This window comes from Pantoea sp. Cy-640 (genome assembly GCF_011752635.1).
In the GTDB taxonomy this organism is placed as follows: Bacteria; Pseudomonadota; Gammaproteobacteria; order Enterobacterales; family Enterobacteriaceae; genus Pantoea; species Pantoea dispersa.
In genome coordinates this window covers 347,733-372,664 of sequence record NZ_VWXB01000005.1, presented here as the reverse complement: position 1 = coordinate 372,664, position 24,932 = coordinate 347,733, and the positions used below count along the sequence as shown (strand labels likewise).

Sequence of the window (24,932 nt, the reverse complement as noted above, 5' to 3'; positions counted from 1 at the left end):
GCTGGCGGGTGTAGACTTAATGCTTTGCTAACTCCGGACGGAAAGTGTAATGAGCTACCGCGTAATCGCCCTTGACCTCGACGGCACCCTGCTGACCCCAAACAAAACCATCCTGCCAGAATCCCTTGAAGCCTTAGCCCGCGCGCAACAGGCTGGCGTTCAGGTGCTGATCGTCACCGGTCGCCATCACTGCGCGATTCATCCGTTTTATCAGGCGCTGCAGCTGACAACGCCCGCCATCTGCTGTAACGGCACGTACCTGTACGATTACCAGGCGCAACGGGTGCTGGCTGCCGATCCGCTGGAGAAAAGTCAGGCGGCGCGGGTGATTGAGATGCTCGATCAGGAGAATATTCACGGTCTGCTGTATGTCGATGATGCGATGCTGTACCAGGAAGCGACCGGCCATGTGACGCGCACCCTCAACTGGGCGCAGTCGCTGCCGGAAGCGCAGCGCCCGCTGTTTGTGCAGGTGCCGAGTCTGGCGCAGGCGGCGCACGACGCGCAGTCGATCTGGAAATTTGCCCTGTCGCATCCGGATACCCGCGCGCTGCAGCAATTTGCCGAACGCACCGAACGCGAGCTGGGTCTGGCGTGTGAATGGTCTTGGCACGATCAGGTCGACATCGCCCAGGCCGGCAACAGCAAAGGCAAACGCCTGGCGCAGTGGGTGGCGAGCCAGGGTCTGAGCATGCAGGACGTGCTGGCGTTTGGCGACAATTACAACGATCTCAGCATGCTGGAGCAGGCCGGGCTGGGCGTGGCGATGGGCAATGCCGATGACGCCATCAAAGCACGCGCGCGCAAAGTGATCGGTACTAACCTTGAGCCGGGCATTGCGCAGGTGATCTACCAGGAGGTGCTGTAACGCCAGGCTGGTCGCGGCACAAGGCATCAGTCAGGTTGACCGGAAAAAAGCGCGCCGCTCCAGAGGGTGCAACGGGTGATTACTGCAGCGCTCCATGGCACATCCGGTAGCGGCGCGATTAATCGCGCTGATCCGCAGACCGGACGTACCGCGCTGTCGTCCGGTTTGTGTTACGCGGTAATCGACACGCTCTTGATCTGCGCATACAGCCACTGATCGGGCCGGATATTCAGTTCGTCGCGCGCCCACGGTGAAATGCGCGCCCACAGCTCGCTGACGCCGATGCGCAGCTTCACTTCGACCTGGTCGTCCAGCTCCAGCAGCTCCACCACCTGCGCCGGTAAGATATTGCGGATCGAGGTATTTTGCGGCGGCTGCAGCGCCAGCGACACGTCCGCCGAGGCGATACGGATGCGCAGTACGCTTTTCACCGGCTGATTCACCCGGCTGACCCAGATGTGCTGATCGCCAAGCGACAGCGCGGTCATCGGGTAATCCGGATGCTGCTCCAGCACCTGCACGCGCAACACGCTGCTGCGCTCGGCCGCCGGCAGCCACGGTCGCATCGCGCTGCTGCCCCACACTTTTTCCAGCGCGCCGAAGGCTTTGACGTTACCGTTATCCAGCACCAGCACCTGATTCGCCAGCTGGACAATCTCCTCCAGGCTGTGGCTCACGTACAGCAGCGGAATCTCCACCTGCTTCGCCAGCTTCTGCAAATAGGGCATCAGCTCGCGCTTGCGTGGCAGATCGAGCGACGCCAGCGGTTCGTCCATCAGCAGGATATCCGGCGCGCTCAGCAGCGCCCGGCCCATCGCCACGCGCTGCTTTTCCCCCCCCGACAGCGAGGCCGGATAGCGATCCAGCAGCGCATCCAGTCCCAGCAGCGTCACCAGCGCCCCGAACTGCGCTTTCATTTTAGGCGCCATGCCATACTGTAGATTGCCGCGCACGCGATAATGGGGAAACAGGCGCGCATCCTGAAACACGTAGCCGATGCGGCGTTTTTCCGGCGGTAGATTGATACCGCTGTCGCGGTCAAACAACAGACGATCGTTAAGCGCAATCTGGCCGCTCTGCGGCTGCGTCAGACCGCTGATGGCATTGATTAATGAGGTTTTTCCCGCTCCGGACACGCCAAAGATCGCGGTGATGCCGCTGGCCGGAATCTCCACATCGACGTTGAGCTGATGCTCACCGAGCTGTTGCGCAATGTTGATTTTCAGCATCAGGCCGCTCCCAGCCGCTTGCGGCCCCAGCGCGCCAGCAGCTCCGAGGCCACCAGCGACAGCAGCGCCAGCGCAATCGCCACCGCGCACAGCCGCGCCGCAGTACCTTCCGCGCCGGGCGTTTCAATCAGGGTAAACATGGCTGACGGGATGGTGCGGGTTTCGCCGGGAATGTTGGAGACAAAAGTAATGGTGGCACCAAACTCACCGAGCGAGCGGGCAAACGCCAGCACGGTGCCCACGATGATGCCCGGAAAAGTCAGCGGCAGCGTGATGGTGAAAAACACCCGCCAGCGGCCCGCGCCCAAGGTCCGCGCCGCCTGCTCCAGCCGGCTGTCTACCGCTTCCAGTGCCAGACGAATGGCGCGCACCATCAGCGGAAACGCCATCACTGCGGAGGCCAGCACCGCACCGCGCCAGCTGAAGGCGAAGGTGATACCGAACCAGTCGTACAGCCAGCTGCCAATCAGACCGCGCCGGCCCAGCGTCAGCAGCAGCAAATAGCCCACCACCACCGGCGGCAGCACCAGCGGCAGGTGAATCAGGCTATCGAGCAGGGTTTTGCCGGGAAAGCGACAGCGCGCCAGAATCCAGGCCATCAGGATGCCAAACGGCAGGCTGCACAGCACCGCCACGCAGGAAACTTTCAGGCTGAGGAACACGGCCTGCCATTCGGGATCGCTCAGTATCATCTCTTCGGCGTAAATCCATACTGTTTAAACACGGCAGCGGCATCCGGCCCCTGCAGATAGTCATAGAAGGCCTGCACCGCTGCGTTCTGGTGATCGCTGACCACCGCCATCGGGTACTCTACGGGTTTGTGACTCGCTTCGGGGAAGCGTCCGACCACCTGCACTTTATCACTGGCTACCGCGTCGGAACCGTACACGATGCCATACGGCGTTTCGCGGCGCTCCACCAGCGCCAGCGCGGCACGCACGTTGTTAGCCGGTGCGAGCCGTGAAGCCAGCGTGTCCCACGCGCCCAGCTTTTGCAGCGCTTCTTTGGCATAAATGCCTGCCGGCACGTGATCCGGATCGCCCACCGCCAGGCGCTCGCCCTTAAGCAGGTTCTGCCATGGGGTCTGCGCATTGATGGTCACCGGCTGCGCGTGAGCGCTTTTTGCCGCCACCAGCACCAGATCGTTGCCCAGCAGCGTGTGGCGCGTACTGCCGATCACGCTGTTTTTCGCCACCGCATCGTCCATCCACTGCTGATCGGCAGAGATAAACAGATCCGCCGGGGCGCCCTGCTCGATTTGCCGCGCCAGCGTCGACGAGGAAGCGAACGAGGATACCACTTCAACGCCGCTTTTTTGCTGATATTGCGTGGCAATCTGCTGCATCGCGTTGGTCAGCGAGGCCGCAGCGAACACAGTAATTTTCTCCGCCGCCAGCGCCTGACCCGACAGTGACACGGTGACCACGGCTGCCGCCGCCCAGTGATAAAGCGTATTTTGCATAGAGAGCTCCAGGTTACGTTATATAGTTGATAATACAACGCGAGCCTGAAAGCTGTCATGAGCTTTATATCGGCAAAAACGGCGGGAAGTTAAGGGCAAAACGCCCGCAGCGTGCGGGCGTTAAAAATCAGTGGTGTGAGCTATTGGCGGGACGGTCGTCGCGGCGGCCAAATTTAGAGATGACGTTAAAGACTTCACCCAGGCCGTAAATCAGACCCAGCATAATCGCCATCACGATGGGCACCATGATGATGGCGACCGCCAGGCTTTTTAACAGTTCCAGCATGGAAACCTCGCGCAAAGAGTAAAAAAGTGATTGTAACGGCTGGAGAAAAAAAGGCACTGCCCTTTTCGTGCTTTTACTTTAGGCCTTACAATTGGCGCATTCACCTAAGGAGCTGACATGCAGGCAGAACTCTCTCTTCACATTCGTCTTCAGCAGAAACTGTTTGCCGATCCGCGCCGTATTGAGCTGCTCAGGCGCGTGCAGGAAACCGGCTCCATCAGCCAGGGCGCCAGACTGGCGGGCATCAGCTATAAAAGCGCCTGGGACGCCATCAATGAGATGAATCAGCTGGCGGATCAGACGCTGGTCGAACGCGCGACCGGCGGCAAAGGCGGCGGCGGTGCCCGGCTGACGCGCTACGGCGAGCGATTGATTCAGCTGTTTCAGCTGATGGAGCAGATCCAGCAAAAAGCCTTTGACGTGCTGCAAAACGACAGCCTGCCGCTCGACAGCCTGCTGGCGGCGATCGCCCGCTTTTCCCTGCAAACCAGCGCGCGCAACCAGCTGTTTGGCACGGTGCAGGCGCGCGATCGTCAGCAGGTGCAACAGCACGTTGAGGTACTGCTGAACGACGGCGTGACGCGCCTGCAGGTGGCTCTGACCGAACGCAGCGCGGAGCGGCTGCAGCTCGACAGCGGTAAAGAGGTGCTGGTGCTGATCAAAGCGCCGTGGATCCGCCTGACGCCTGACGCCGCCGAGGGCGATAATCAGCTGCCGGGCCTTGTCCACACCATCGAACCCGGCGAGACGCAGAGTGAAGTGCTGATTGCGCTGACGGGCGGTGAAATGCTGTGCGCCACCGTCCCCAGCCAGGTGCTTCGCCAGCATAATCTGCAGCCCGGCAGCGCCGTGACCGCCTGTTTTAATGCAGAACACGCCATCATCGCCACACTGCTCTGATCTGGCCGCCATGATTTGACTTCATTTCGCTGGCTCGCTACAACTGAGCGACTTGATGCAGAAAACGGAACAAATCATGGCCTCATTGCAAATTTCGCAAGGCATATTTCACCTGAGCGATAGCCGTACCCTGACCCTGCCGGACTTAACCCTGCACAGCGGCGAAAGCTGGGCCTTTGTCGGTGCCAACGGCAGCGGTAAATCTTCGCTGGCGCGCGCGCTGTCCGGCGAGCTGACGGCGGCAAAGGGCGAGCTGCGGCAGGATTTTCAGCGCCGCACCCGTTTGTCGCTGGAGCAGCTGCAACAGCTGGTGACGCAGGAGTGGGAGCGCAACAATACCGATCTGCTGAGTGAAGGCGAAGATGACACCGGCCGCACCGCGCTGGAGATCATTCAGGATGAAGTAAAAGATGAGGCGCGGGCGCAGGCGCTGGCCCAGCAGTTTGGCATCAGCGCTTTACTGACTCGCCGCTTCAAATACCTTTCCACCGGCGAAACGCGCAAAACGCTGCTGTGTCAGGCGCTGATGGCGCAGCCGGATTTGCTGATCCTCGACGAACCTTTTGATGGTCTGGATGTGGCATCGCGCGCCAGCCTCGCCGATACGCTGCATCAGCTGCATCGCGACGGCTACACCGTGGTACTGGTGCTGAACCGCTTTGACGATATCCCGGATTTTGTCCAGCAGGTCGGCGTGCTGGCGGAGTGCACGCTGACGCACGTGGGCGCGCGCCAGGCGATTCTCGCCGAAGCGCTGGTGGCGCAGCTGGCGCACAGCGAACGCCTGCAGGGCATGGCGCTGCCGGAGCCGGACCAGCCGGATCAGCTGCCGCAGCTGGCGGCAGATGCGCCGCGCGTTATCCTGCGCAACGGCGTGGTGTCGTATAACGATCACGCGGTGATCGACGGCCTGAACTGGCAGGTCAATCCCGGCGAGCACTGGCAGATTATCGGCCCCAACGGCGCGGGTAAATCGACCCTGCTCAGCCTGGTCACCGGCGATCATCCGCAGGGCTACAGCAATGATTTAACGCTGTTTGGTATTCGCCGCGGCAGTGGTGAAACCATCTGGGACATCAAGCAGCATATCGGTTACGTCAGCAGCAGCCTGCATCTGGATTACCGCGTCAGCTGTAACGTGCGGACGGTGATCCTCTCGGGCTTTTTTGATTCGATCGGTCTGTATCAGGCGGTATCGGATCGGCAGAAAGCGCTGGCGCGCCAGTGGCTGGCGCTGCTTGGCATGGACAATGCGCTGGCCGATGCGCCGTTTCATAGCCTGTCGTGGGGCCAGCAGCGGCTGGTGCTGATTGCGCGCGCGCTGGTGAAGCACCCGACGCTGTTAATCCTGGATGAGCCGCTGCAGGGGCTCGATCCCATTAACCGCCAGCTGGTGCGCCGCTTTGTTGATGTGCTGATCGGCGAAGGCCGTACTCAGCTGATGTTTGTGTCCCACCACGCCGAGGACGCGCCGCAGTGCATCACCCACCGCCTGAGTTTTGTAAAACAGGGCGCGGGCTATGTCTATCAGCAGGAGGCGTTGCGTTAGTTTTCATTGATGAGCGGGTCGCCATGCATGGCGGCCCGGCGATAACAGTACGCACCTGACAGATTTCCTCCCCTAAAAATGTAACCGCTACCACTAGCCTGCCGCATTATTCAGCAAACGCTGCGCATAAACCCACAAAATGAGAATCGTCACCTTGTGTAAACGATACCATTTATCCAGACTGGATCACGCTTTCAGCGCCACCGTTATGCTACGTTGAAGGCAGTGATTTTCTTCTGTTTGCCGATTACCAGGACTTGTTATGCAAAAATTTAACCCGGTCGATCATCCGCATCGCCGCTATAACCCGTTGATCGATCAATGGGTGCTGGTGTCACCGCATCGCGCCAAACGTCCGTGGCAGGGTGCGCAGGAGACGCCGGCGCTGGAGCAACTGCCCGCACACGATCCGGACTGCTTCCTGTGCGCCGGTAACACCCGTATCACCGGCGACAAAAATCCCGATTACAAAAGCACTTACGTATTCACCAATGACTTTGCCGCGCTGATGACCGATACGCCGGACGCGCCGCAGAGCGATGATGTGCTGATGCGCTGTGAAGGCGCGCGCGGTACCAGCCGGGTGATCTGCTTCTCACCGGATCACAGCAAAACCCTGCCCGAACTGCCGCTGCACAACTTGCAGGACATCGTGCGTACCTGGCAGGAGCAGACCGCTGAACTCGGTCAGCACTATCCGTGGGTGCAGGTGTTTGAAAACAAAGGCGCAGCCATGGGCTGCTCGAATCCGCATCCGCACGGTCAGGTGTGGGCCAACAGTTTTCTGCCGAATGAAGCGCAAAAAGAGGATGACAATCAGCGCCGCTACTTTGCCGATAAAGGTACGCCGCTGCTGGTGGATTACGTAACGCGCGAATTGCAGGACGGCAGCCGTACCGTGGTTGAAACCGATCACTGGCTGGCGGTAGTGCCGTGGTGGGCGGCCTGGCCGTTTGAAACCCTGCTGCTGCCTAAAACCCACGTGAAACGCATTACCGATCTCAGCGAGGCGCAGCGCACCGATCTGGCGCTGGCGCTCAAGCAGCTCACCAGCCGTTACGACAATCTGTTCCAGTGCTCGTTCCCCTATTCGATGGGCTGGCACGGCGCGCCGTTCAACGGCGAAGCCAACGATCACTGGCAGCTGCACGCGCACTTCTATCCCCCGCTGCTGCGCTCCGCCACGGTACGAAAATTTATGGTTGGCTACGAGATGCTGGCCGAGACCCAACGTGATTTAACGGCGGAACAGGCAGCAGAACGTCTGCGCTCTGTCAGCGCTATCCATTTCCGCGAGGAACAATAAATGTCTTTAAAATCGATCACTCAACAGGTTTTCGCTGACACCTTCGGCTACGCGCCGAGTCACAGCATTCAGGCACCGGGCCGGGTGAACCTGATCGGCGAGCATACCGATTACAACGACGGCTTCGTGCTGCCCTGCGCCATTGACTATCAGACCGTGATTGCCTGCGCCCGCCGCGACGATCGCCAGGTGCGCGTGGTGGCGGTGGATTACGACAATCAGCAGGATAGCTTCTCGCTGGATGCGCCGATTGAGCCGCTCAGCGAACCGATGTGGGCCAATTACGTGCGCGGCGTGGTGAAACATCTGCAGCAGCGCGACGCCAGCTTTGGCGGCGTGGATATGGTGATCAGTGGCAACGTGCCGCAGGGTGCCGGTCTCAGCTCGTCCGCCTCGCTGGAAGTGGCGGTGGGCACTGTGTTCCAGCAGCTGTATCAGCTGAAGCTCGACGGCGCAGCGATTGCCGTTAACGGGCAGGAAGCGGAGAACCAGTTTGTTGGCTGCAACTGCGGCATCATGGATCAGCTGATTTCAGCGCTCGGCCAGCAGGATCACGCCATGCTGCTGGACTGCCGCACGCTGGGTACGCGCGCCGTATCCATGCCGGAGGATGTCGCGGTGGTGATCATCAACTCGAACTTCCGCCGTAATCTGGTGGGCAGCGAATACAATACCCGCCGCGAGCAGTGCGAAACCGGTGCGCGCTTCTTCAACAAAAAGGCGCTGCGCGACGTGACGCTGGAGGAGTTTGCGGCGGCAGAACAGCAGCTCGATCCGCTGGTGGCCAAACGCGTGCGTCACGTGATCACCGAAAACGCCCGGACGCTGGAAGCCGCGGACGCGCTGAGCAGCGGCGATCTGCAACGCATGGGTGAGCTGATGGCGGCCTCGCACGCCTCAATGCGCGACGATTTTGAGATCACCGTGCCGCCCATCGATCAGCTGGTGGAGATAGTTAAAGCGGAAATCGGCCCGCGCGGCGGCGTGCGTATGACCGGCGGCGGCTTCGGCGGCTGTATTGTCGCCCTGATGCCAAGCGAGCTGGTCGATCAGGTAAAAGCGGCGGTGGCGCAGCAGTACGAAGCGCAGACCGGCATTAAAGAGACCTTTTACGTGTGCAAAGCCTCAGCAGGAGCGGGCCAATGGTAAGCGACGTCAACTCTCATGCGCCGGACGGCCAGCCGTGGCGCATCACCGTGCTGCGCAACCGCAACGGCATGGTCGCCACCTTTATGGACTGGGGCGCCACCTGGCTGTCGGCGCGCGTGCCGATGCAGGACGGCAGCGTGCGCGAAGCGCTGCTCGGCTGCGCCACGCCGTCCGACTATCTGCATCAGGATGCTTATCTCGGTGCCACCATCGGGCGTTACGCGAACCGCATCGCCTTCGCTGAGCTGAAGCCGCTTAACCGGCTGCTGGCGGCCAATCAGGGTCCGCACCAGCTGCATGGCGGGCCGCAGGGTTTCGACAAGCGCCGCTGGCAGATTCTCAGCCAGAGTGACAGCGAAGTGCACTATCGTCTTGATTCGCCGGACGGCGACCAGGGCTACCCCGGCAATCTGATTGCCGATGTGATTTATCAGCTCGATGACGATAACTGCCTGTCGATTCGCTATGAAGCGCAGACCGATCAGGCCTGTCCGGTCAACCTGACCAACCATGCTTACTTCAACCTTGATGCGCATCATGGCGACGCGCGCCAGCATCGCTTACAACTGCAGGCCGATCGTTATCTGCCGGTGGACAGCGCAGGCATTCCCAATGCGCCGCTGAAAGCGGTAGACGGTACCAGCTTTGATTTCCGCCAGCCGAAACGCGTGGCGGATGAGTTCCTGGCCGACGACGATCAGCGCGCGGTGAAAGGTTACGATCACGCGTTTCTGCTCACCACCGCCGGTGACAGCAGCCAGCCTGCTGCGCAGCTGTGGTCAGCGGACAACAAACTTAGCGTGAGCGTGTTCACCGCCGCGCCGGCGCTGCAGTTCTACTCCGGCAACTATCTGGAGGGAACGCGCGCCCGTGAACAGGGCAGCTATACTGCTTTCCAGGGCATCGCTCTGGAGAGTGAGTTTTTACCGGATTCGCCCAACCATAGCGAGTGGCCGCAGCCTGATTGCTGGCTGCAGCCCGGCGACACATGGCACTCCGTGACGCGTTATCGCTTCACCCCGCACTAAGCGCCGGTTGAAAAACGCGCACTGCGGTGCCGACAGGCTTACGCCGTGCGCTGTTTTCCGCTATGGTATGGCGCTATCAGTGTGCCGCTGAAATCAGCGGCCGCAGCCGGTTTCTATCATCATCGAAACATTAAGCATTAAGGAGTAAAGCTATGGCCGTAACTAAGCTGGTTCTGGTGCGCCACGGCGAAAGCCAGTGGAATCAGGAAAACCGCTTCACCGGATGGTACGACGTGGATCTGTCCGACAAGGGTCGCACCGAAGCCAAAGCAGCCGGTCAGCTGCTGAAAAAAGAAGGTTTCGTGTTTGATTTTGCCTACACCTCAGTGCTGAAGCGTGCTATCCACACTCTGTGGAACGTGCTGGATGAGCTGGATCAGGCCTGGCTGCCGGTCGAGAAAACCTGGCGTCTGAACGAGCGTCACTACGGTGCGCTGCAGGGTCTGGACAAAGCGGAAACCGCCGCCAAATACGGCGACGATCAGGTGAAACAGTGGCGCCGCGGCTTTGCCGTTACGCCGCCAGAGCTGGATCGTAACGACGAGCGTTTCCCGGGCCACGACCCGCGCTACAAATCCCTGACCGACGCGCAGCTGCCGACCACCGAAAGCCTGGCACTGACCATCGATCGCGTGATCCCATTCTGGAACGAGAGCATTCTGCCGCGCATCAAGAGCGGTGAGAAAGTGATCGTTGCCGCGCACGGTAACTCACTGCGCGCGCTGGTGAAATACCTCGATAACATGAGCGAAGATGAGATCCTCGAACTGAACATCCCAACCGGCGTACCGCTGGTGTATGAGTTCGACGAGAACTTCAAGCCAATCAAACATTATTATCTGGGTGATGCCGACGAGATCGCAGCGAAAGCCGCCGCCGTTGCTAACCAGGGTAAAGCGAAGTAAGTTCACGCTGAAACGCAAAAGGCCAGACGCGAGTCTGGCCTTTTTTTATGCCGTGCGCTGCCGTTAGCCGCGACGGGTTTTGATCGCCTGTGCCAGCTGACGCAGCGCTTTTTCCGTGTCGTCCCAGCCAATACAGGCGTCGGTGACGCTCTGGCCGTACACCAGCGGTTTGCCGCTGTCGAGGCTCTGGTTGCCTTCCACCAGGTGGCTCTCAATCATCACGCCGGTAATCGCCTGCTCGCCGCCGGCAATCTGCTGCGCCACGTCTGCGGCCACCACCATCTGACGCTGGAACTGCTTGCTGCTGTTGGCGTGGCTGAAATCGATCATCACCTGTGGACGCAGGCCCGCTTTTTCCAGCCCGGTTTTCACCGCTGCAACGTGTTCCGCACTGTAGTTCGGCTCTTTGCCGCCGCGCAGAATGATGTGGCAATCTTCATTACCGCTGGTTTCGACAATCGCCGAATGACCATATTTGGTGACTGACAGGAAGCAGTGCGGCGCGCTGGCAGCGCCGATGGCATCGATGGCTACTTTGATGGTGCCGTCAGTGCCGTTTTTGAAGCCGACCGGACAGGAGAGCCCGGAGGAGAGCTCGCGGTGCACCTGCGATTCGGTGGTGCGCGCACCAATGGCGCCCCAGCTCATCAAATCCGCCATGTATTGCGGTGTGATCATATCGAGGAACTCACCGGCAGCCGGCAGTCCGGTGTCGTTGATATCCACCAGCAGCTTACGCGCCAGGCGCAGGCCGTCGTTAATCTGGAAGCTACCGTCCATGTAAGGATCGTTGATCAGCCCTTTCCAGCCCACCGTGGTACGCGGTTTTTCAAAGTACACGCGCATCACCACTTCCAGCTCACCCTTCAGCTCCTCGCGCAACGTCAGCAGGCGAGCGGCATACTCTTTGGCTGCCTGCGTATCGTGGATGGAGCATGGCCCAATCACCACCAGCAGGCGGTCATCTTCACCGTGCAGAATGCGGTGAATGGCCTGGCGGGCCTGGGCAACGGTTTGAGCAGCGTTATCGGTGGCGGGGAATTTTTCCAGCAGCGCAACAGGGGGCAGTAACTCTTTGATCTCTCTGATACGTAAATCGTCGTTCTGGTAATCCATACTTATTCCATTCAAATTTCTGGCCCTGCGTACGCCGGGCGCAACCCGTCCAATGTATCCCTTCAGGCACCAGGTGTAAATTATGTCCTGCGCGCCAATGGCTCGCTCAGATTTGCATTTATTCGTTTATGAACTAAGCTTTTTAAACGTAAGCACTGAGGAATGAGGTGCTTTCGCTATTTATATTCATGCCGAACACTCATGACGGAATTAAATTCCGTCGCGGCACGCTTTTTTCGTCAAACAGCACCAGCGGGTGTCACGCGGCAACTATCCATTTATTACAGGAGCATAATGATGAATAAGTTTGCATTGATTTTTCTGACGGCAGCGATGACTTTGGGCAGCGGCGCAGCACTGGCTGCGGATAACAACAACGGCCAGGCGAATGCGTCAGCTGAAGCCGGCGCAGCCGCGGGCGGCGCGAAAGAGAATCTGCCGCCAAATAATGTCGATAATAGCAACATTAATAACGGCAGCATGAACACCAACGGTGCCGCGACTTCTGGTACCACCTCTGGCAATATGTCGGCCAGCCAGGAACACAAAAATACCATGTGTAAAGATGGTCGCTGCCCGGATATGAACAAGAAAGTTGAAACCAAGGAAGGCGGTGGTCACGTTAAACACAAAACTGACGGCACCACACAGTAATCCACGCGGAGCGTGATGCAGGGCGAGCTTCGGTTCGCCCTGTTGTTTTTCCCCTGCCCTATTTCCGCTATGCTAACGCTATGAAATTCACAGGAACTGTTTCATGGCTGCGCTGCTGCTTATCGATGATCACCCTTTAGTTGAAGTCGCGCTGGAAGCGGCCTGCCTCAACGCCCCTATTCCATTACAGCTCTACGCCGCCGGTGACGAAGCCCAGGCGCGCCAGCTGCTGCAACAGCATCATATTGACCTGATTGTGCTCGATATCGGCCTGCCGGATAGCGATGGTCTGGAGCTGTTGCGCCGTCTGCGCGCGCGCCATCCGCAGTGTCCGGTGCTGATTTACTCGGCCCAGCAGAGCCGCCACACGCTGCTCAGCGCCGCCTCGCTCGGCGCGGCCGGCTATGTGGTGAAGAGTCAAAGCATGGCGCAGTTGCTGAGCGCGATTCTGGCGGTGCTGGGCGGCCAGCAGGCGTTTCCGCCGCTGCCGGAGCGCATTGCGCTACCGCTCACCGAGAAAGAGCAGCAGATTGTGGCGCTGCTGGTGCGCGGGCTGTCGAATATCCAGATTGGCGAACAGCTGCACATCAGCAATAAAACCGTCAGCACCCACAAGAAAAATATCCTTGAGAAGACCGGCGTGCAGTCGGTGGTCGAGCTGGCAGAACTGTGGAAAGCGCAGCAGTGAAACGCTGGCTGCTGCTGTTCGCGCTGTTTTTCAGTCTGCTGGCGCGCGCCGGATTGCAGCCCGCCAGCAGTGTGATGCTGCCCGCCATGATGCCCGCGCCGCACGCCGAGCCGTGGCCGGGAACGGTGCTGCGCGTGGCGGTGCCGGCGCAAAACAGCGCGCCCTGGGCGATGCGCATTGGCGATCGCATCTGGGGCATTGATGCCGATTATCTCAGCGCCCTTAGCCAGCTGAGCGGCAGCACATTCAGCCTGCACGGCTATCCTGACTTTGCCGCCCAGCTGGCGGCGCTGCAGCGTGGCGACGTGGATATGGTGCTGAGCACTCGCCAGCGCAATCTGCCCGCCGACGTACTGACCAGCGAGAGCTGGTTCACCAGCCCGATGCGCATCTACCGCAATCGCGACAACCAGCGCGCGGTGATGTTCAACAGTGACAACGCTCAGCTGACCATCGCCGCCGACACGCTGGCGCAGCTGCCGGAAAACTTTGCACATCGCCACCGTTGGCAGACGCTGCCCGGCAATTTACAGGCGCTGTATGCGCTGCTGAACCAGCAGAGTGACTATCTGGTGGCCGATGAAGCCAGCGCCGGTTTCCTGCTCGGCCAGCTGCAGCAGGGACAGATTTATCAAATCACTGCCGATCCCGGTGCCGGCGAGCTGTCGCTGCGCGCACTGACGCGCGATCCGGCGCTGATTGCCTGGCTCAACCGCCAGCTGCGTTTGCTGCCAGCGGAGTTCAGCAATCGCGTGCAGCAGCGCTGGAGTCCGCCGCTGCTGCGCTATCAGGATACGCAAACCCTGATGCTGACGGGCGAAGAGAAACAGTGGCTGGCGCAGCAGGATGCCATCCCTTATGCCGCCGGGAGCGATAACGCGCCGTGGAGCTATCGCGATGCCAGCGGCAACGCGCGCGGCTTCGGTATTGACCTGCTTAACGCCCTGAGCCAGAGCACCGGCCTGCGTTTCACGCCGCGCTGGGTCAATAATCCGCAGCAGGCCGCCAGTCTGTTGCAGCAGCAGCAGGTGATGCTCAACCTGTTACAGCCGCTGTACGGGGACGATGCTAACCGCACCGCGCTGCCAGTGTGGCGCGCCATCTGGGGCATTTACACGCTGTCCGACAGGCAGCCGATGGACTGGTCCGCGCTGCACGCTCAGCGCGTCGGCGTGCTGCGTGGCGATCTGGCGCAGCGTCTGCTTCCGGCTGAGATCGCGCCCCAGCTGTTCGACAATCGCGCCCAGCTGTGGCAGGCCCTCAACACTGGCCAGATTGATGCAGTGGTGGATAACGTGCTGTCGGCGCGCTGGCGCATGGCCAGCCATGAGGGCAACCGCGTGCATCTCGCCTTTGTGGCCAGCGATATCGCCTGGCCGCTGGCACCGCAGGTGAGCGCACAGCAGCCGCAGCTGAGCGCCCTGCTCGACCATGCGCTGCAGCAGATTCCGGCGGATACGCTGAACCAGATGCGCGTCAGCTGGTCGCAGCCGCCGCAGCCCGGCACCACCATGACGATGCGCAATGTGCCGCTGCTGATTTTGATTGCGGCCGCCGTGATCATCCTGTTGTTGCTGGTATTGCTGCTGCGCCGCTATCTGCAGCAGCGGCGTGAGCGGTTACAGCGCGAGCAGGCGGAGCGCGCCAATGCCGCTAAAAGTCAGTTTCTCGCCACCGCCAGCCACGAGCTGCGCACGCCGATGCAGGCGATACTGGGCCTGCTGGAGCTGGAGCAGCAGCAGCATCCGAGCGCGCGGCTCGATGTAATGCACAGCAGCGCCCGGTCGCTGATGACGCTGCTGAACGACCTGCAGGATCATGCGCGCATCGAGAATCACAGCTTCCGCCTCACGCCGCGCCCGCTCGATCTCACACTATGGCTACAGCAGCAACAGCAGTTTTATCACCCGCTGATGCGCGATGGCGGGCCGCAGCTGCACGTAGCGGCGCTGACGCCGCTGCCGGCCAGCGTGATGCTCGACAGCGATCGCCTGCAGCAGGTGGTGAACAACCTGGTGGCCAATGCACTGAAATTTACCCGCCACGGCGAAATCCGCCTGACGCTGGCGGTCGCCGGGGATATCGCGCTGACGGTGAGCGACAGCGGCAGCGGCATTCCGCTCAGCGAGCAGGCGCAGCTGTTTGAACCGTGGTATCAGGCGCCGTCGGGCAAGCGCCATGCGGTGCAGGGCAGCGGCCTCGGGCTGTTTATCTGTCGCGAGATTGTACAGCGCATGGGCGGCACGTTGTCGCTGCACTCCGCGCCGCAGCAGGGCACCACGGTGAGCGTGCGCCTGCCGCTGGAACCCTGTGCGGCGACGGCGGCGGATGACGCCACGCACTGGCCGCACTATCCGCAGCTGCGCGTAGCGATTGTCGACGATCACCCGACTAATCTGCTGGTGATGCAGCAGCAGCTGGCGAGCTTTGGCATTACTGCGGCGGTGTTTGAGGATGGCCGCGAACTGCTGCGGGCCGATGCGCAGCAGCCGTTTGATGTGCTGTTTATCGACCAGATGATGCCACGCCCCGACGGCCTGACGCTGCTGCGCATCCTGCGCCGTCGTCAGCGCCAGCGCGAACAGCCTGCGCTGCGCATACTGTGCTCCGCCGACGTACAGCTGCTGAAACTGCCGCTGCAGGCGGACGAAGCGCAGCTGGTCAAGCCGGTGACTCTGCGGGATATTGCACCGCTGCTGGCGCAGGCAGTGCGCGATCCGCTGCAGGTGCTGCCGGACAGCCTGCAGATTCTGGCGCAGCACAATCCGGCTTTCATCCCGCGTATTTGCCACACCCTGCAGCGTACGCTGCAGCAGGATCGTGATGCGCTGCTGCAGGCGAGCGCGGCTGCAGACTGGCCCCAGCTGGCGCGCGCGGCGCACCGCCTGAAAGGCAGCTGGCTGATGCTCGGCATTGACGACGTGGCCGCCCGCTGCCAGCAGCTGGCCGACGCGGCAAAACAGCATCAGCCTGACCGTGATAATCTCAATTTACTGATATCATTAACGAACAGGCTACTTAACCAACTGGAACGTTATGGCACACACTCATTCTCACAGTGAGCACGGCGGCAACCGCACGCGTCTCGCCGCCGCGTTTGGCGTCACCGCGCTGTTTATGGTTGCCGAGGTCATCGGCGGGCTGGTGTCCGGCTCGCTGGCGCTGCTGGCCGATGCCGGACATATGCTCACCGATGCCGCCGCGCTGCTGATGGCGCTGCTGGCCGTGCAGTTCGCCCGGCGCAAACCGAATGCGCGTCACACCTTTGGCTTGCTGCGTCTGACCACGCTGGCAGCGTTCGTTAACGCCATCGCGCTGCTGGTGATTACCGTCCTGATCGTCTGGGAAGCGCTGCGCCGTTTTTACCAGCCCGAGCCGATTGAAGGCGGCCTGATGCTCGGCATCGCCATTGCCGGCCTGCTGGCGAATCTGCTGTCATTCTGGCTGCTGCACCGCGGCAGCGAAGAGAAGAATCTCAACGTGCGTGCCGCCGCGCTGCACGTGCTGGGCGATCTGCTGGGTTCGGTGGGCGCAATCGTGGCGGCAGTGATCATCATGCTGACCGGCTGGACGCCGATCGATCCGATTCTGTCGCTGCTGGTGGCGTTGCTGGTGGTGCGCAGCGGCTGGGCGCTGCTGCGCGAGAGCCTGCACGAGCTGCTGGAAGGCGCACCGACGCATATCGACGTGGATAAGCTGGCGCGGGCACTGACGCGTCACATTGATGAAGTGCGTAATGTACATCATGTGCATGTGTGGCAGGTGGGCGAAAAGCCGGTGCTGACGCTGCACGTGCAGGTGATTCCGCCGTACGATCACGACGGCCTGCTGCGACGTATTCATCAGTATCTGCACCAGCATTATCAGATCGCCCATGCCACGGTGCAGATGGAGTATCAGCCCTGCGTCGGCCCGGACTGCGAGTTATGCGAGGAGAGCGGCTCGCAGCACGAGCACGCAGCGCTGGAAGGCCACGCGCATCATCACCACTAATGGGACAGCGCGCGCGAACCCTGTTCCCGTGCGCTCTGCATCCACAGGCGCGTGCCGTTCAGCGCGATCAGCGTCAGGATGGCGTACTCCAGCGCCATGGCATACACGCCCTGACGCGCAAAGATCATCACGCTGATAACGTTGATCACCACCCACAGCAGCCAGTTCTCGACGTATTTGCGCGTCATCAGGATCATCGCCACAATCGACAGCACCATCATGCAGGAATCCCAGAACGGGAAGGCATCCGGCTGCAGCTGCGGCATTACCACGTTAAGACCGAGCGACTGCATCAGGCCCACCGCGGTGCGCGTGAGGAAAGCGAATACCGGGTCGATATAGCGCGTCATCAGCGCAATGGCGATCACGCAGGCGGCGCCCCAGCCGATGGCTTTCGGCAGCGGCAGCCAGCGGATTTTCAGTGCCGCTTCATGGCTGCTGGTCTGCCGGCTCCACGCGTACCAGCCGTACACGTTGGCAACAAAGAAGAACAGCTGCAGCAGCAGGCTGGCATACAGCTGAATCTGAAAGAAAATCACCGCAAACAGCGTGACGTTAATCAGACCAAACAGGTAGTTGATAATTTTTTCCTGGCTGGCAAGCCAGATACACAGCAGGCCGGCCAGCGTACCGATCGCCTCAATCCATGACAGATCGTAGCCGCCGACGCCAATCGGAATGTGAACCAGAATATTGTGTGTGCTAAAGAAGTCCATCATCTGCACCTGTATGAAAACCGCCTCAGGCGTTCCCTTTCAGCGTAAGTTTGAGTTGTGCTGCAAAGTCTAGCATGCGGTTGAGCGGCAGTAACGCCGCCTGACGCAGCGCCGCATCGACGTAAATTTCATGCTGCTCGCCGCCGTGTGCCAGCCCTTCAGCGATAGCCTGCAGGCCATTCATCGCCATCCACGGGCAGTGCGCGCAGCTGCGGCAGGTCGCCCCTTCGCCCGCAGTGGGCGCTTCCAGTAACTCTTTGTCCGGTACCGCCTGTTGCATTTTGTAAAAGATGCCGCGATCGGTCGCCACAATCATCTGCGGATGCGGCAGCGTTTTAGCGGCCTGAATCAACTGGCTGGTAGAACCGACCGCATCGGCCAGTTCGACAATCGCCTGCGGTGACTCCGGGTGCACCAGCACCGCCGCGTCAGGATAGAGCGCCTTCATGCGCTGCAGCGCCTGGGTTTTGAACTCATCATGCACGATGCAGGCGCCCTGCCAGCACAGCACATCAGCGCCGGTTTGCTGCGTGACGTAACGGCCCAGATGGCGGTCCGGTGCCCAGATGATTTTTTCACCGCGACTGTCGAGATATTCGATCAGCTCAACCGCAATGCTGGACGTCACCACCCAATCGGCACGTGCTTTTACCGCCGCCGACGTGTTGGCATACACCACTACGGTCCGTTCCGGATGCGCATCGCAGAAGCGGTTAAATTCGTCAATCGGGCAACCGAGGTCAAGCGAGCACTCCGCCTGCAGCGTGGGCATCAGCACGGTTTTTTCCGGGCTAAGGATTTTGGCGGTTTCGCCCATGAAACGGACGCCGGCCACCAGCAGCGTTTGCGCCGGATGCTGGCTGCCAAAGCGCGCCATCTCAAGGGAATCCGCCACGCAGCCGCCGGTCTCTTCGGCCAGCGCCTGGATTTCCGGATCGGTGTAGTAATGCGCCACCATCACCGCATCGCGTGCTTTGAGCAGACGTTTAATTTCTTCGATGTAACCGGCTTTTTCCTGCGGGCTGAGGCGCGCCGGTTTCGGCGGGAAGGGATAAATGGCGCTTTCAGCATCAAACATTGCACTCATGACACGGCTCTCGTTTTATCGATTTAACAAAATCGCCCATCAGGACGATGATGCGGCATTAAATCCGCCATCGTGTTTTATATGCTAAACACAATAGCGGATTACACCGAGCCTGTCGTGTAATTTTTATGCGGGAAGTACCAGCTGCGCGCCAGCCTGCGCCTGTTGTGGGCTTTCCAGCTCAAGCAGAAACGCTTTTACCGCCAGGCCGCCAGCAAAGCCGGTGAGCTTACCGTTGCTGCCGATAACCCGATGACAGGGCGCCATGATCGACAACGGATTTTTACCGTTGGCAGCCCCGACGGCACGTACCGCTTTCGGGTTGCCGATCTGCTCCGCGATTTGCAGATAGCTGCGGGTTTCACCAAACGGAATGGTGAGCAGCGCCTGCCAGACCTTTTTCTGAAACGCAGTGCCAACGGTGTCGTAAGGCATGTCAAACTGCTGGCGCTCGCCGGCAAAGTACTGGCGCAGCTGGCGCTCAGCCTCACAGAGAATTGGATGCTGGTCGTTACGCGCGATCGGTTTCAGCGGCACGCGCTGCGCGCCTTCGTTTTCCCATAAAATGGCTGACAGACCGCGATCCGTGGCAATGAGCGTCAGTTCTCCGACGGGCGTGGTAATGATTTTAGCGTGATACATGTTGCACCTCCGGGGTGGGCTATGCGGATGATTATCGCACTTTTGCGCAGCGAAACTGGCTGTTTTCGGCCATGAGCATAAACTGGTTAGCTGTCCGAAAGCAGCCAGTTTTCCATCCGCACCTGCGCGACGATGGTGTTTATTTGCCGGAGACGATGATGTTTGATCCTGAAATTGCCTATCAGGCGCTGACGGCGCGCGACAGCCGTTTCGACGGGGTGTTTTTTGTCGGCGTGACCTCCACCGGTATTTACTGCCGTCCGATCTGTCCGGTGAAAGCGCCGATGCAGAAGAACTGCCTGTTTTTCACCAGTGCCGAAGCGGCTGAAAAGGCACACTTTCGCCCCTGCCTGCGCTGTCGTCCCGAGCTGGCACCTGGTTCGGCACCGGTCGATAGCCATCATCGCATCGCCGACCGGCTGATTCGCCGTATCGAAGAAGGCTTACTGGAAGAACAGGAGACACTGGCTGAGATCGCCAGCGAGTTTGACCTGAGTGAACGCCAGCTAAGACGGGTGATTCAGCAGGAGCTGGGCGTGTCGCCGCTTGAACTGCGGCAAACCCGGCGCATGTTGCTGGCGAAGCAGCTACTGACTGAAACCGCATTGCCGGTGACCGAAATTGCCTATGCCAGCGGTTTTCGCAGTCTGCGCCGTTTTAACGACGTGTTCCAGGCGCGCTATCGCATGACGCCATCGCGTCTGCGTAAGCAGATTCAGACGGAAGCCCTGAATGGTGAGCAGGAGAGCGCCGAACTGCGCCTCAGCTACCGGCCTCCTTATGACTGGGACGCCATCCTCGATTTCCTGCAACAGCGCGTGATGAAGCAAGTCGAGTGGGTCAGCGAGGGCGTTTATCATCGTACTGTGGCGCTCGGTCAGTGTCGTGGCTGGGTGCGCATTAGCCATTTGCCGGAAAAGCAGGCGCTGAAGGTGCAATTTACTACCACGCTGACGCCGGTGCTGCCTGCCCTGCTGCGCCGCTTGCGCGATCTGTTTGATCTGGATGCACAGCCACAGCGCATCAGCGAGCAGCTCAGCCAGGATCCGCTATTAGCTGCGAGTCTGGCACGTTATCCGGGTTTGCGCGTTCCTGGTGCGTTTGACGGCTTCGAACTGGCGGTCCGCGCCATCCTCGGCCAGCAGGTGACGGTGAAAGCCGCGACGACGCTGAGCAGTCGCGTGGCGGAGCGTTTTGGCGCGCCCCTCACCACGCCGTGGCCTGCGCTCTCCCGCTTACCGCCAGAGGCCGAATCACTGGCTACTGCCACCCTGGATGATATTGCCAGCCTCGGCATTGTGAGCGCCCGCGCGCAGGCGATCCAGGCACTGGCCGGGGCCTGCGCCTCAGGAGCGCTGCGCTTCAATGGCGCGGTTAATCCGGACGTGGTGCAGCAGCAGTTGCTGGCGCTGAAGGGTGTCGGGCCATGGACAGCGAGTTATATCGCCATGCGCGCCCTGCGCTGGCCGGATGCCTTTCCGAAAGAGGACATTGCGATCCGCAATAATCTCGGTGGCGTGAGCGCAAAGGTCGCAGAGCAGATGTCGCAGGTGTGGCGCCCATGGCGCAGTTACGCGGTGCTGCATATCTGGAAGAGCCTGACGCCGGATAAGGTAAAAAAGTAGATCAGCTTGAAACCTTGCAGCCAGCCGAAAGAACCGGGCGGTTCCGTAAAGTCGCCGTAAATACGGCCCTGTAGGCTCTGCCGGCGGTTTACTCGCCTCATCCCTGAGGCTCGCCCACTTTGTGGGCCAACGCTACGCGTTGTTCAAAAATGCTCCCGGCATTTTTGTCCATGCGCCGGAAGCTTTACTCCACCGCCCGGCCCTTCCGTCTTCTTTGAGCATGGGTGCGATTATCTAAAGCAATGTCAAGGCTTGATGGCCAGTTAAGGCGGGAGCGGAAGGAGCGAAGCGTCCGAGCCATGGATGGCGAGGCCGATCTACAGGGATGTGGGATTTCTTCGCGATCCGTCCCGCCTTAACTGGCTATTCACCGGATTTACAGCTGAGGGTTTTGTTGGGCTGGCATCGCACATTGGCAGGCAGAAAAGCAAAAAGGCGCCTTTAGGGCGCCTTTCTACATAACTGGTGGGTCGTGCAGGATTCGAACCTGCGACCAATTGATTAAAAGTCAACTGCTCTACCAACTGAGCTAACGACCCGCTCGGGAAGTGGCTTACAACTTTCGACTTGATGGTGGGTCGTGCAGGATTCGAACCTGCGACCAATTGATTAAAAGTCAACTGCTCTACCAACTGAGCTAACGACCCATCAAGGTTGTGAAGCAAACTGAAGTGACATCAAAACTGAATGGTTGAGATGGTGGGTCGTGCAGGATTCGAACCTGCGACCAATTGATTAAAAGTCAACTGCTCTACCAACTGAGCTAACGACCCATCTTCAGTGCTGCCGATACTTGTTAAGATATGTCCCGGCAACGGCGGCATATATTACTGATTTAGCGGGAGGGCGCAACCCTTATTTTCCGCTAAATGTCTCAACTGCTTACCTTTCATGCGGCAAGACCAGAAATCAGACGAAATCCGGTCTTAACTGCAGCAATTACATCGCAGCGAGCCGTTTTTGTGCCTGCTTAGCAGACTCAGAGTTAGGGAACTGTTTGATCACCTGCTGGTAGACCGCTTTCGCTTTCGCTGTATCGTTCTTCTCCTGCATGATCACCCCAACCTTAAACAGCGCTTCCGCCGCTTTTGGCGATTTCGGGTAGTTTTTAACTACAGTGGCAAAATAGTAGGCCGCATCGTCCTTTTTGCCTTTGTTGTAAAACAACTGACCCAGCCAGTAATTGGCATTCGGCTGATAGGTGGAGTCCGGATACTTCTTCACCCACGCCTGCAGCGCAGTAATCGCCTGGTCGTACTGTTTCTTCTCAAGAATCAGCGCGACGGCAGCATTGTAATCGGTGTTGGCATCGCCGGTTTGTGCGGGTGCAGCGGCAGCCGTGTTGCTGCTCCCCGCATCAGCGTTTCCCGCTGCGGCACCGGCTGCTGCATCGGCACCACCGCTGGCCTGCGCACCATTACTGCTGCTCAGACTGTCGATCTGCTGATAAAGCTGCTTCTGCCGCTCAATCACCTGATTAAGCTGATAACTGTTCTGCTGGATCTGCCCGCGCAGCGAATCGATATCGCTTTGGTTATCACTCATCTGCTGCTGCAACTGCTGCAGAAGCTGAGCCTGGGCATTGGAGATACGTTCAAGAGTGGTGACACGGTCTTCGACCGAGCCTGAGCCAACGCTACTGATTGACGCCTGGGCATTAGCGGCCCAGGGGGCCGCTACGCCAACCAGTAACGACAGACTCAACAGATGAAGTCTGAAGTTACTAATCATGTGATTCTCTTAGTAAACCAGTACGGCACGACGGTTTTTAGCGTAAGCCGCTTCGTCGTGGCCCAGTACAGCAGGTTTCTCTTTACCGTAAGATACGATAGACATCTGGTCAGCAGACACGCCTTTACCCTGCAGGTACATTTTAACGGCGTTAGCACGACGCTCTCCCAGGGCGATGTTGTACTCTGGGGTACCGCGCTCATCCGCGTGACCTTCGATGGTCACTTTGTAAGATGGGTTGCTGCGCAGGAAAGCAGCGTGCTGATCCAGCATCTGAGCGTATTCAGACTGCACGTCATACTTGTCCAGACCGAAGTAAACGATGTTGTTCTGCTGCAGCTGCTGCATCTGCAGACGCGCCTGCTCGTCAGAAGACATGTTGCCGTTCTGGCCAGCGCCAGCGCCGTATGCACCGTCAGCACCCATACCGGTCTGATCGTTGTTGTTGTTTTTGTGAGAGCTACATGCAGCTACCGCGATAACCGGCAGAGCCAGCATCAAACCCTTCAGCACTTTGTTCAGTTGCATTTCTTTATCCTATTATTTTGTTTGCCATACATTTTACTCCCCCGCCAGGCGAGGGAGCGATGCATCACAGATACGGCGACCAGGCAGGGAATTTGACCTGTCCATCAGTTGCCGGAAGACGCGCTTTGAAACGCCCATCGGTTGAAACCAACTGCAACACGGAACCCATCCCCTGAGTAGAGCTATAGATTACCATCGTGCCGTTAGGAGCCAGACTTGGCGTCTCATCCAGGAACGTGTCCGTTATTGTCTGAACGGCTCCCGTTTCCAGATCCTGTTTGGCGACGTGCTGCGCGCCACCGGCGCTGCTGATCATCACCATCGTTTTACCGTCAGATGACACATCCGCATCCTGGTTCTGAGCCCCTTCCCAGGTAATGCGCTGTGGCGTTCCGCCGTTAACGTTAACTTTGTAAATCTGTGGCGCACCGGCCTGATCCGAAGTGTAAGCCAGCGTCTGGCTGTCCGGGAACCAGGTAGGTTCGGTGCTGTTGTAGCGGCCATCGGTCACCTGACGCGTCTGACCGGAGGCCAGATCCATCACGTACAGGTTCAGGCTACCGGTTTTCGACAGAGCGAAGGCCAGCTTAGAGCCGTCCGGCGAGAAGGCCGGTGCACCGTTGTGACGCGGATAAGAAGCTACCTGACGGATAGCGCCGTTGGCCAGCGTCTGCACCACCAGCGCCGATTTACCGCTTTCAAAGGTCACGTAAGCCACTTTGCTGCCGTCTGGCGACCAGGCCGGTGACATCAGCGGCTGCGGCGAACGGTGTACCACAAACTGGTTGTAACCATCATAGTCAGACACGCGCAGCTCGTACGGGAACTGACCGCCGTTGGTCTGCACCACATAGGCGATACGGGTACGGAACGCGCCTTTGATACCGGTCAGCTTCTCAAACACTTCATCGCTGGCGGTATGCGCTGCATAGCGCAGCCACTGTTTGGTGACTTTGTAGGAGTTCTGCGCCAGCACGGTGCCCGGTGCGCCACCGGTATCCACCAGCTGGTAAGCCACCTGGTAGCTGCCATCGGCGTTCGGCGTAACCTGCCCGACGACCACGGCATCAATACCCAGTGCGCTCCACGCGGCAGGCTGAACTTCCTGTGCGCTGGTCGGCTGCTGTGGCAGACGAGAGCGATCCAGCGGGTTGAATTTACCGCTGTTACGTAAGTCTGCTGCGACGATGCCACCAATATCTTCAGGTGCAGCGCCCGGACCGGCCCACTGGAACGGCACCACACCAATTGGGCGTGCGGTATTCACGCCCTGCGTAATTTCAATGCGTACTTCCGCGTGCAGCATCGCTGCCCACAGCAGTACAAAAAAACCTAAGGTTACACGAAGTGCCTGCTTCATCTTATCTCCCTTATCTGAACCTGAGTTCATGATAATTCGCACAGTTCCTGAAAAAACACGAGTACTCATAGAGTACGGCAAGCTAACCTTAGTTCAACCTGCCGTACGTT

The 24,932-nt window shown here is 59.6% G+C and carries 23 protein-coding genes and 3 tRNA genes; 12 read left to right on the top strand and 14 right to left on the bottom strand.

What is annotated here, in order from left to right:
• Window positions 1-49: 49 nt before the first annotated feature.
• Window positions 50-868 carry a pyridoxal phosphatase gene (locus F3J36_RS15540; protein ID WP_058757854.1) on the top strand — a complete coding sequence of 273 codons (819 nt, stop codon included), beginning with the start codon at window positions 50-52 and terminating at the stop codon, window positions 866-868.
• A 170-nt stretch (window positions 869-1,038) separates the two neighbouring features.
• Here F3J36_RS15540 and modC read toward each other — a convergent pair whose 3' ends face one another.
• The 4 genes from modC to F3J36_RS15520 form a co-directional block, all read right to left on the bottom strand.
• Window positions 1,039-2,097 carry a molybdenum ABC transporter ATP-binding protein ModC gene (gene modC / locus F3J36_RS15535; protein WP_021508508.1) on the bottom strand — a complete coding sequence of 353 codons (1,059 nt, stop codon included), beginning with the start codon at window positions 2,095-2,097 and terminating at the stop codon, window positions 1,039-1,041.
• Window positions 2,097-2,789, bottom strand: coding sequence for a molybdate ABC transporter permease subunit (gene modB, locus F3J36_RS15530; RefSeq protein ID WP_021508509.1), 693 nt, complete (start codon window positions 2,787-2,789; stop codon window positions 2,097-2,099). Before modB ends, modC begins: the two co-directional genes overlap by 1 nt.
• Window positions 2,786-3,559, bottom strand: coding sequence for a molybdate ABC transporter substrate-binding protein (modA, locus tag F3J36_RS15525; RefSeq protein WP_166719982.1), 774 nt, complete (start codon window positions 3,557-3,559; stop codon window positions 2,786-2,788). Before modA ends, modB begins: the two co-directional genes overlap by 4 nt.
• Window positions 3,560-3,686: 127 nt before the next feature.
• Window positions 3,687-3,845, bottom strand: coding sequence for an AcrZ family multidrug efflux pump-associated protein (locus F3J36_RS15520; protein WP_021508511.1), 159 nt, complete (start codon window positions 3,843-3,845; stop codon window positions 3,687-3,689).
• Between the two features lie 117 nt (window positions 3,846-3,962).
• On the opposite strand from F3J36_RS15520, the gene modE reads away from it, so the two are divergent.
• From modE to gpmA, 6 genes are all read left to right on the top strand, one after another.
• The gene (gene modE / locus F3J36_RS15515; protein WP_166719981.1) at window positions 3,963-4,745 is read left to right on the top strand and encodes a molybdenum-dependent transcriptional regulator; all 783 of its coding nucleotides are present in this window, start codon (window positions 3,963-3,965) and stop codon (window positions 4,743-4,745) included.
• Between the two features lie 76 nt (window positions 4,746-4,821).
• On the top strand, window positions 4,822-6,294 hold the full coding sequence (gene modF / locus F3J36_RS15510; RefSeq protein WP_104187140.1) for a molybdate ABC transporter ATP-binding protein ModF: 1,473 nt from the start codon (window positions 4,822-4,824) through the stop codon (window positions 6,292-6,294).
• 262 nt (window positions 6,295-6,556) lie between these two features.
• On the top strand, window positions 6,557-7,600 hold the full coding sequence (gene galT, locus F3J36_RS15505) for a galactose-1-phosphate uridylyltransferase (RefSeq protein WP_021508514.1): 1,044 nt from the start codon (window positions 6,557-6,559) through the stop codon (window positions 7,598-7,600).
• Window positions 7,601-8,749 carry a galactokinase gene (gene galK, locus F3J36_RS15500; protein WP_166719980.1) on the top strand — a complete coding sequence of 383 codons (1,149 nt, stop codon included), beginning with the start codon at window positions 7,601-7,603 and terminating at the stop codon, window positions 8,747-8,749. It begins immediately after the preceding gene.
• Window positions 8,743-9,777 (top strand): galactose-1-epimerase, encoded by a 1,035-nt coding sequence (gene galM, locus F3J36_RS15495; RefSeq protein WP_166719979.1) that lies wholly within the window; start codon window positions 8,743-8,745, stop codon window positions 9,775-9,777. Before galK ends, galM begins: the two co-directional genes overlap by 7 nt.
• A 152-nt stretch (window positions 9,778-9,929) precedes the next feature.
• Window positions 9,930-10,682, top strand: a complete 753-nt coding sequence (gene gpmA, locus F3J36_RS15490) for a 2,3-diphosphoglycerate-dependent phosphoglycerate mutase (RefSeq protein ID WP_010616013.1) — start codon at window positions 9,930-9,932, stop codon at window positions 10,680-10,682.
• A gap of 63 nt (window positions 10,683-10,745) precedes the next feature.
• Here gpmA and aroG read toward each other — a convergent pair whose 3' ends face one another.
• On the bottom strand, window positions 10,746-11,798 hold the full coding sequence (aroG, locus tag F3J36_RS15485; protein ID WP_021508517.1) for a 3-deoxy-7-phosphoheptulonate synthase AroG: 1,053 nt from the start codon (window positions 11,796-11,798) through the stop codon (window positions 10,746-10,748).
• Between the two features lie 294 nt (window positions 11,799-12,092).
• Here aroG and F3J36_RS15480 point away from each other — a divergent pair, with 294 nt between their 5' ends.
• From F3J36_RS15480 to zitB, 4 genes are all read left to right on the top strand, one after another.
• Window positions 12,093-12,452, top strand: a complete 360-nt coding sequence (locus tag F3J36_RS15480; RefSeq protein ID WP_058757861.1) for a YbgS-like family protein — start codon at window positions 12,093-12,095, stop codon at window positions 12,450-12,452.
• Between the two features lie 103 nt (window positions 12,453-12,555).
• Window positions 12,556-13,140 (top strand): response regulator transcription factor, encoded by a 585-nt coding sequence (locus F3J36_RS15475; RefSeq protein ID WP_021508519.1) that lies wholly within the window; start codon window positions 12,556-12,558, stop codon window positions 13,138-13,140.
• Entirely contained in the window at window positions 13,122-16,202 is a 3,081-nt protein-coding gene (locus F3J36_RS15470) for an ATP-binding protein (protein ID WP_166719978.1), read from the top strand. Before F3J36_RS15475 ends, F3J36_RS15470 begins: the two co-directional genes overlap by 19 nt.
• Window positions 16,177-17,133, top strand: a complete 957-nt coding sequence (zitB, locus tag F3J36_RS15465; protein ID WP_166709783.1) for a CDF family zinc transporter ZitB — start codon at window positions 16,177-16,179, stop codon at window positions 17,131-17,133. The genes F3J36_RS15470 and zitB overlap by 26 nt, the downstream gene beginning before the upstream one ends.
• Here the strand turns inward: zitB and pnuC are convergent.
• The 3 genes from pnuC to F3J36_RS15450 form a co-directional block, all read right to left on the bottom strand.
• Window positions 17,130-17,849, bottom strand: coding sequence for a nicotinamide riboside transporter PnuC (gene pnuC / locus F3J36_RS15460; protein WP_021508522.1), 720 nt, complete (start codon window positions 17,847-17,849; stop codon window positions 17,130-17,132). The two genes, zitB and pnuC, sit on opposite strands and share 4 nt — an antisense overlap.
• Before the next feature lie 25 nt (window positions 17,850-17,874).
• A complete protein-coding gene (gene nadA / locus F3J36_RS15455) occupies window positions 17,875-18,936 on the bottom strand; it encodes a quinolinate synthase NadA (protein ID WP_166719977.1) in 1,062 nt (353 codons plus the stop codon).
• A gap of 126 nt (window positions 18,937-19,062) precedes the next feature.
• Window positions 19,063-19,578 (bottom strand): methylated-DNA--[protein]-cysteine S-methyltransferase, encoded by a 516-nt coding sequence (locus F3J36_RS15450; protein WP_021508524.1) that lies wholly within the window; start codon window positions 19,576-19,578, stop codon window positions 19,063-19,065.
• 158 nt (window positions 19,579-19,736) lie between these two features.
• Between F3J36_RS15450 and F3J36_RS15445 the strand changes: the two genes are divergently transcribed.
• Window positions 19,737-21,203: an AlkA N-terminal domain-containing protein gene (locus tag F3J36_RS15445; RefSeq protein ID WP_104092700.1), complete on the top strand. Its 1,467-nt coding sequence runs from the start codon at window positions 19,737-19,739 to the stop codon at window positions 21,201-21,203.
• Between the two features lie 463 nt (window positions 21,204-21,666).
• Here the strand turns inward: F3J36_RS15445 and F3J36_RS15440 are convergent.
• The 6 genes from F3J36_RS15440 to tolB form a co-directional block, all read right to left on the bottom strand.
• Window positions 21,667-21,742, bottom strand: a tRNA-Lys gene (locus F3J36_RS15440).
• Window positions 21,743-21,774: 32 nt separating this feature from the next.
• A tRNA-Lys gene (locus F3J36_RS15435) sits at window positions 21,775-21,850 on the bottom strand.
• A gap of 50 nt (window positions 21,851-21,900) precedes the next feature.
• Window positions 21,901-21,976 (bottom strand) — tRNA-Lys (locus F3J36_RS15430).
• Window positions 21,977-22,142: 166 nt separating this feature from the next.
• Window positions 22,143-22,934 (bottom strand): cell division protein CpoB, encoded by a 792-nt coding sequence (cpoB, locus tag F3J36_RS15425; RefSeq protein ID WP_058757869.1) that lies wholly within the window; start codon window positions 22,932-22,934, stop codon window positions 22,143-22,145.
• Window positions 22,935-22,943: 9 nt separating this feature from the next.
• Window positions 22,944-23,462 carry a peptidoglycan-associated lipoprotein Pal gene (gene pal / locus F3J36_RS15420; protein WP_021508527.1) on the bottom strand — a complete coding sequence of 173 codons (519 nt, stop codon included), beginning with the start codon at window positions 23,460-23,462 and terminating at the stop codon, window positions 22,944-22,946.
• A gap of 64 nt (window positions 23,463-23,526) precedes the next feature.
• Window positions 23,527-24,822 carry a Tol-Pal system beta propeller repeat protein TolB gene (gene tolB, locus F3J36_RS15415; protein ID WP_021508528.1) on the bottom strand — a complete coding sequence of 432 codons (1,296 nt, stop codon included), beginning with the start codon at window positions 24,820-24,822 and terminating at the stop codon, window positions 23,527-23,529.
• Between the last annotated feature and the right edge of the window lie 110 nt (window positions 24,823-24,932).

What these genes read in the sequence shown, in the direction of transcription:
- F3J36_RS15540 (WP_058757854.1), top strand. Translation starts at nt 50, where the DNA reads ATGAGCTACCGCGTAATCGCCCTTGACCTCGACGGCACCCTGCTGACC.
- F3J36_RS15445 (WP_104092700.1), top strand. Translation starts at nt 19,737, where the DNA reads ATGTTTGATCCTGAAATTGCCTATCAGGCGCTGACGGCGCGCGACAGC.
- gpmA (WP_010616013.1), top strand. Translation starts at nt 9,930, where the DNA reads ATGGCCGTAACTAAGCTGGTTCTGGTGCGCCACGGCGAAAGCCAGTGG.
- modF (WP_104187140.1), top strand. Translation starts at nt 4,822, where the DNA reads ATGGCCTCATTGCAAATTTCGCAAGGCATATTTCACCTGAGCGATAGC.
- F3J36_RS15450 (WP_021508524.1), bottom strand. Translation starts at nt 19,578, where the DNA reads ATGTATCACGCTAAAATCATTACCACGCCCGTCGGAGAACTGACGCTC.
- modA (WP_166719982.1), bottom strand. Translation starts at nt 3,559, where the DNA reads ATGCAAAATACGCTTTATCACTGGGCGGCGGCAGCCGTGGTCACCGTG.
- nadA (WP_166719977.1), bottom strand. Translation starts at nt 18,936, where the DNA reads ATGAGTGCAATGTTTGATGCTGAAAGCGCCATTTATCCCTTCCCGCCG.
- modC (WP_021508508.1), bottom strand. Translation starts at nt 2,097, where the DNA reads ATGCTGAAAATCAACATTGCGCAACAGCTCGGTGAGCATCAGCTCAAC.
- F3J36_RS15520 (WP_021508511.1), bottom strand. Translation starts at nt 3,845, where the DNA reads ATGCTGGAACTGTTAAAAAGCCTGGCGGTCGCCATCATCATGGTGCCC.
- modE (WP_166719981.1), top strand. Translation starts at nt 3,963, where the DNA reads ATGCAGGCAGAACTCTCTCTTCACATTCGTCTTCAGCAGAAACTGTTT.
- cpoB (WP_058757869.1), bottom strand. Translation starts at nt 22,934, where the DNA reads ATGATTAGTAACTTCAGACTTCATCTGTTGAGTCTGTCGTTACTGGTT.
- zitB (WP_166709783.1), top strand. Translation starts at nt 16,177, where the DNA reads ATGGCACACACTCATTCTCACAGTGAGCACGGCGGCAACCGCACGCGT.
- galT (WP_021508514.1), top strand. Translation starts at nt 6,557, where the DNA reads ATGCAAAAATTTAACCCGGTCGATCATCCGCATCGCCGCTATAACCCG.
- pnuC (WP_021508522.1), bottom strand. Translation starts at nt 17,849, where the DNA reads ATGGACTTCTTTAGCACACACAATATTCTGGTTCACATTCCGATTGGC.
- pal (WP_021508527.1), bottom strand. Translation starts at nt 23,462, where the DNA reads ATGCAACTGAACAAAGTGCTGAAGGGTTTGATGCTGGCTCTGCCGGTT.
- galK (WP_166719980.1), top strand. Translation starts at nt 7,601, where the DNA reads ATGTCTTTAAAATCGATCACTCAACAGGTTTTCGCTGACACCTTCGGC.
- F3J36_RS15480 (WP_058757861.1), top strand. Translation starts at nt 12,093, where the DNA reads ATGATGAATAAGTTTGCATTGATTTTTCTGACGGCAGCGATGACTTTG.
- aroG (WP_021508517.1), bottom strand. Translation starts at nt 11,798, where the DNA reads ATGGATTACCAGAACGACGATTTACGTATCAGAGAGATCAAAGAGTTA.
- galM (WP_166719979.1), top strand. Translation starts at nt 8,743, where the DNA reads ATGGTAAGCGACGTCAACTCTCATGCGCCGGACGGCCAGCCGTGGCGC.
- tolB (WP_021508528.1), bottom strand. Translation starts at nt 24,822, where the DNA reads ATGAAGCAGGCACTTCGTGTAACCTTAGGTTTTTTTGTACTGCTGTGG.
- modB (WP_021508509.1), bottom strand. Translation starts at nt 2,789, where the DNA reads ATGATACTGAGCGATCCCGAATGGCAGGCCGTGTTCCTCAGCCTGAAA.
- F3J36_RS15475 (WP_021508519.1), top strand. Translation starts at nt 12,556, where the DNA reads ATGGCTGCGCTGCTGCTTATCGATGATCACCCTTTAGTTGAAGTCGCG.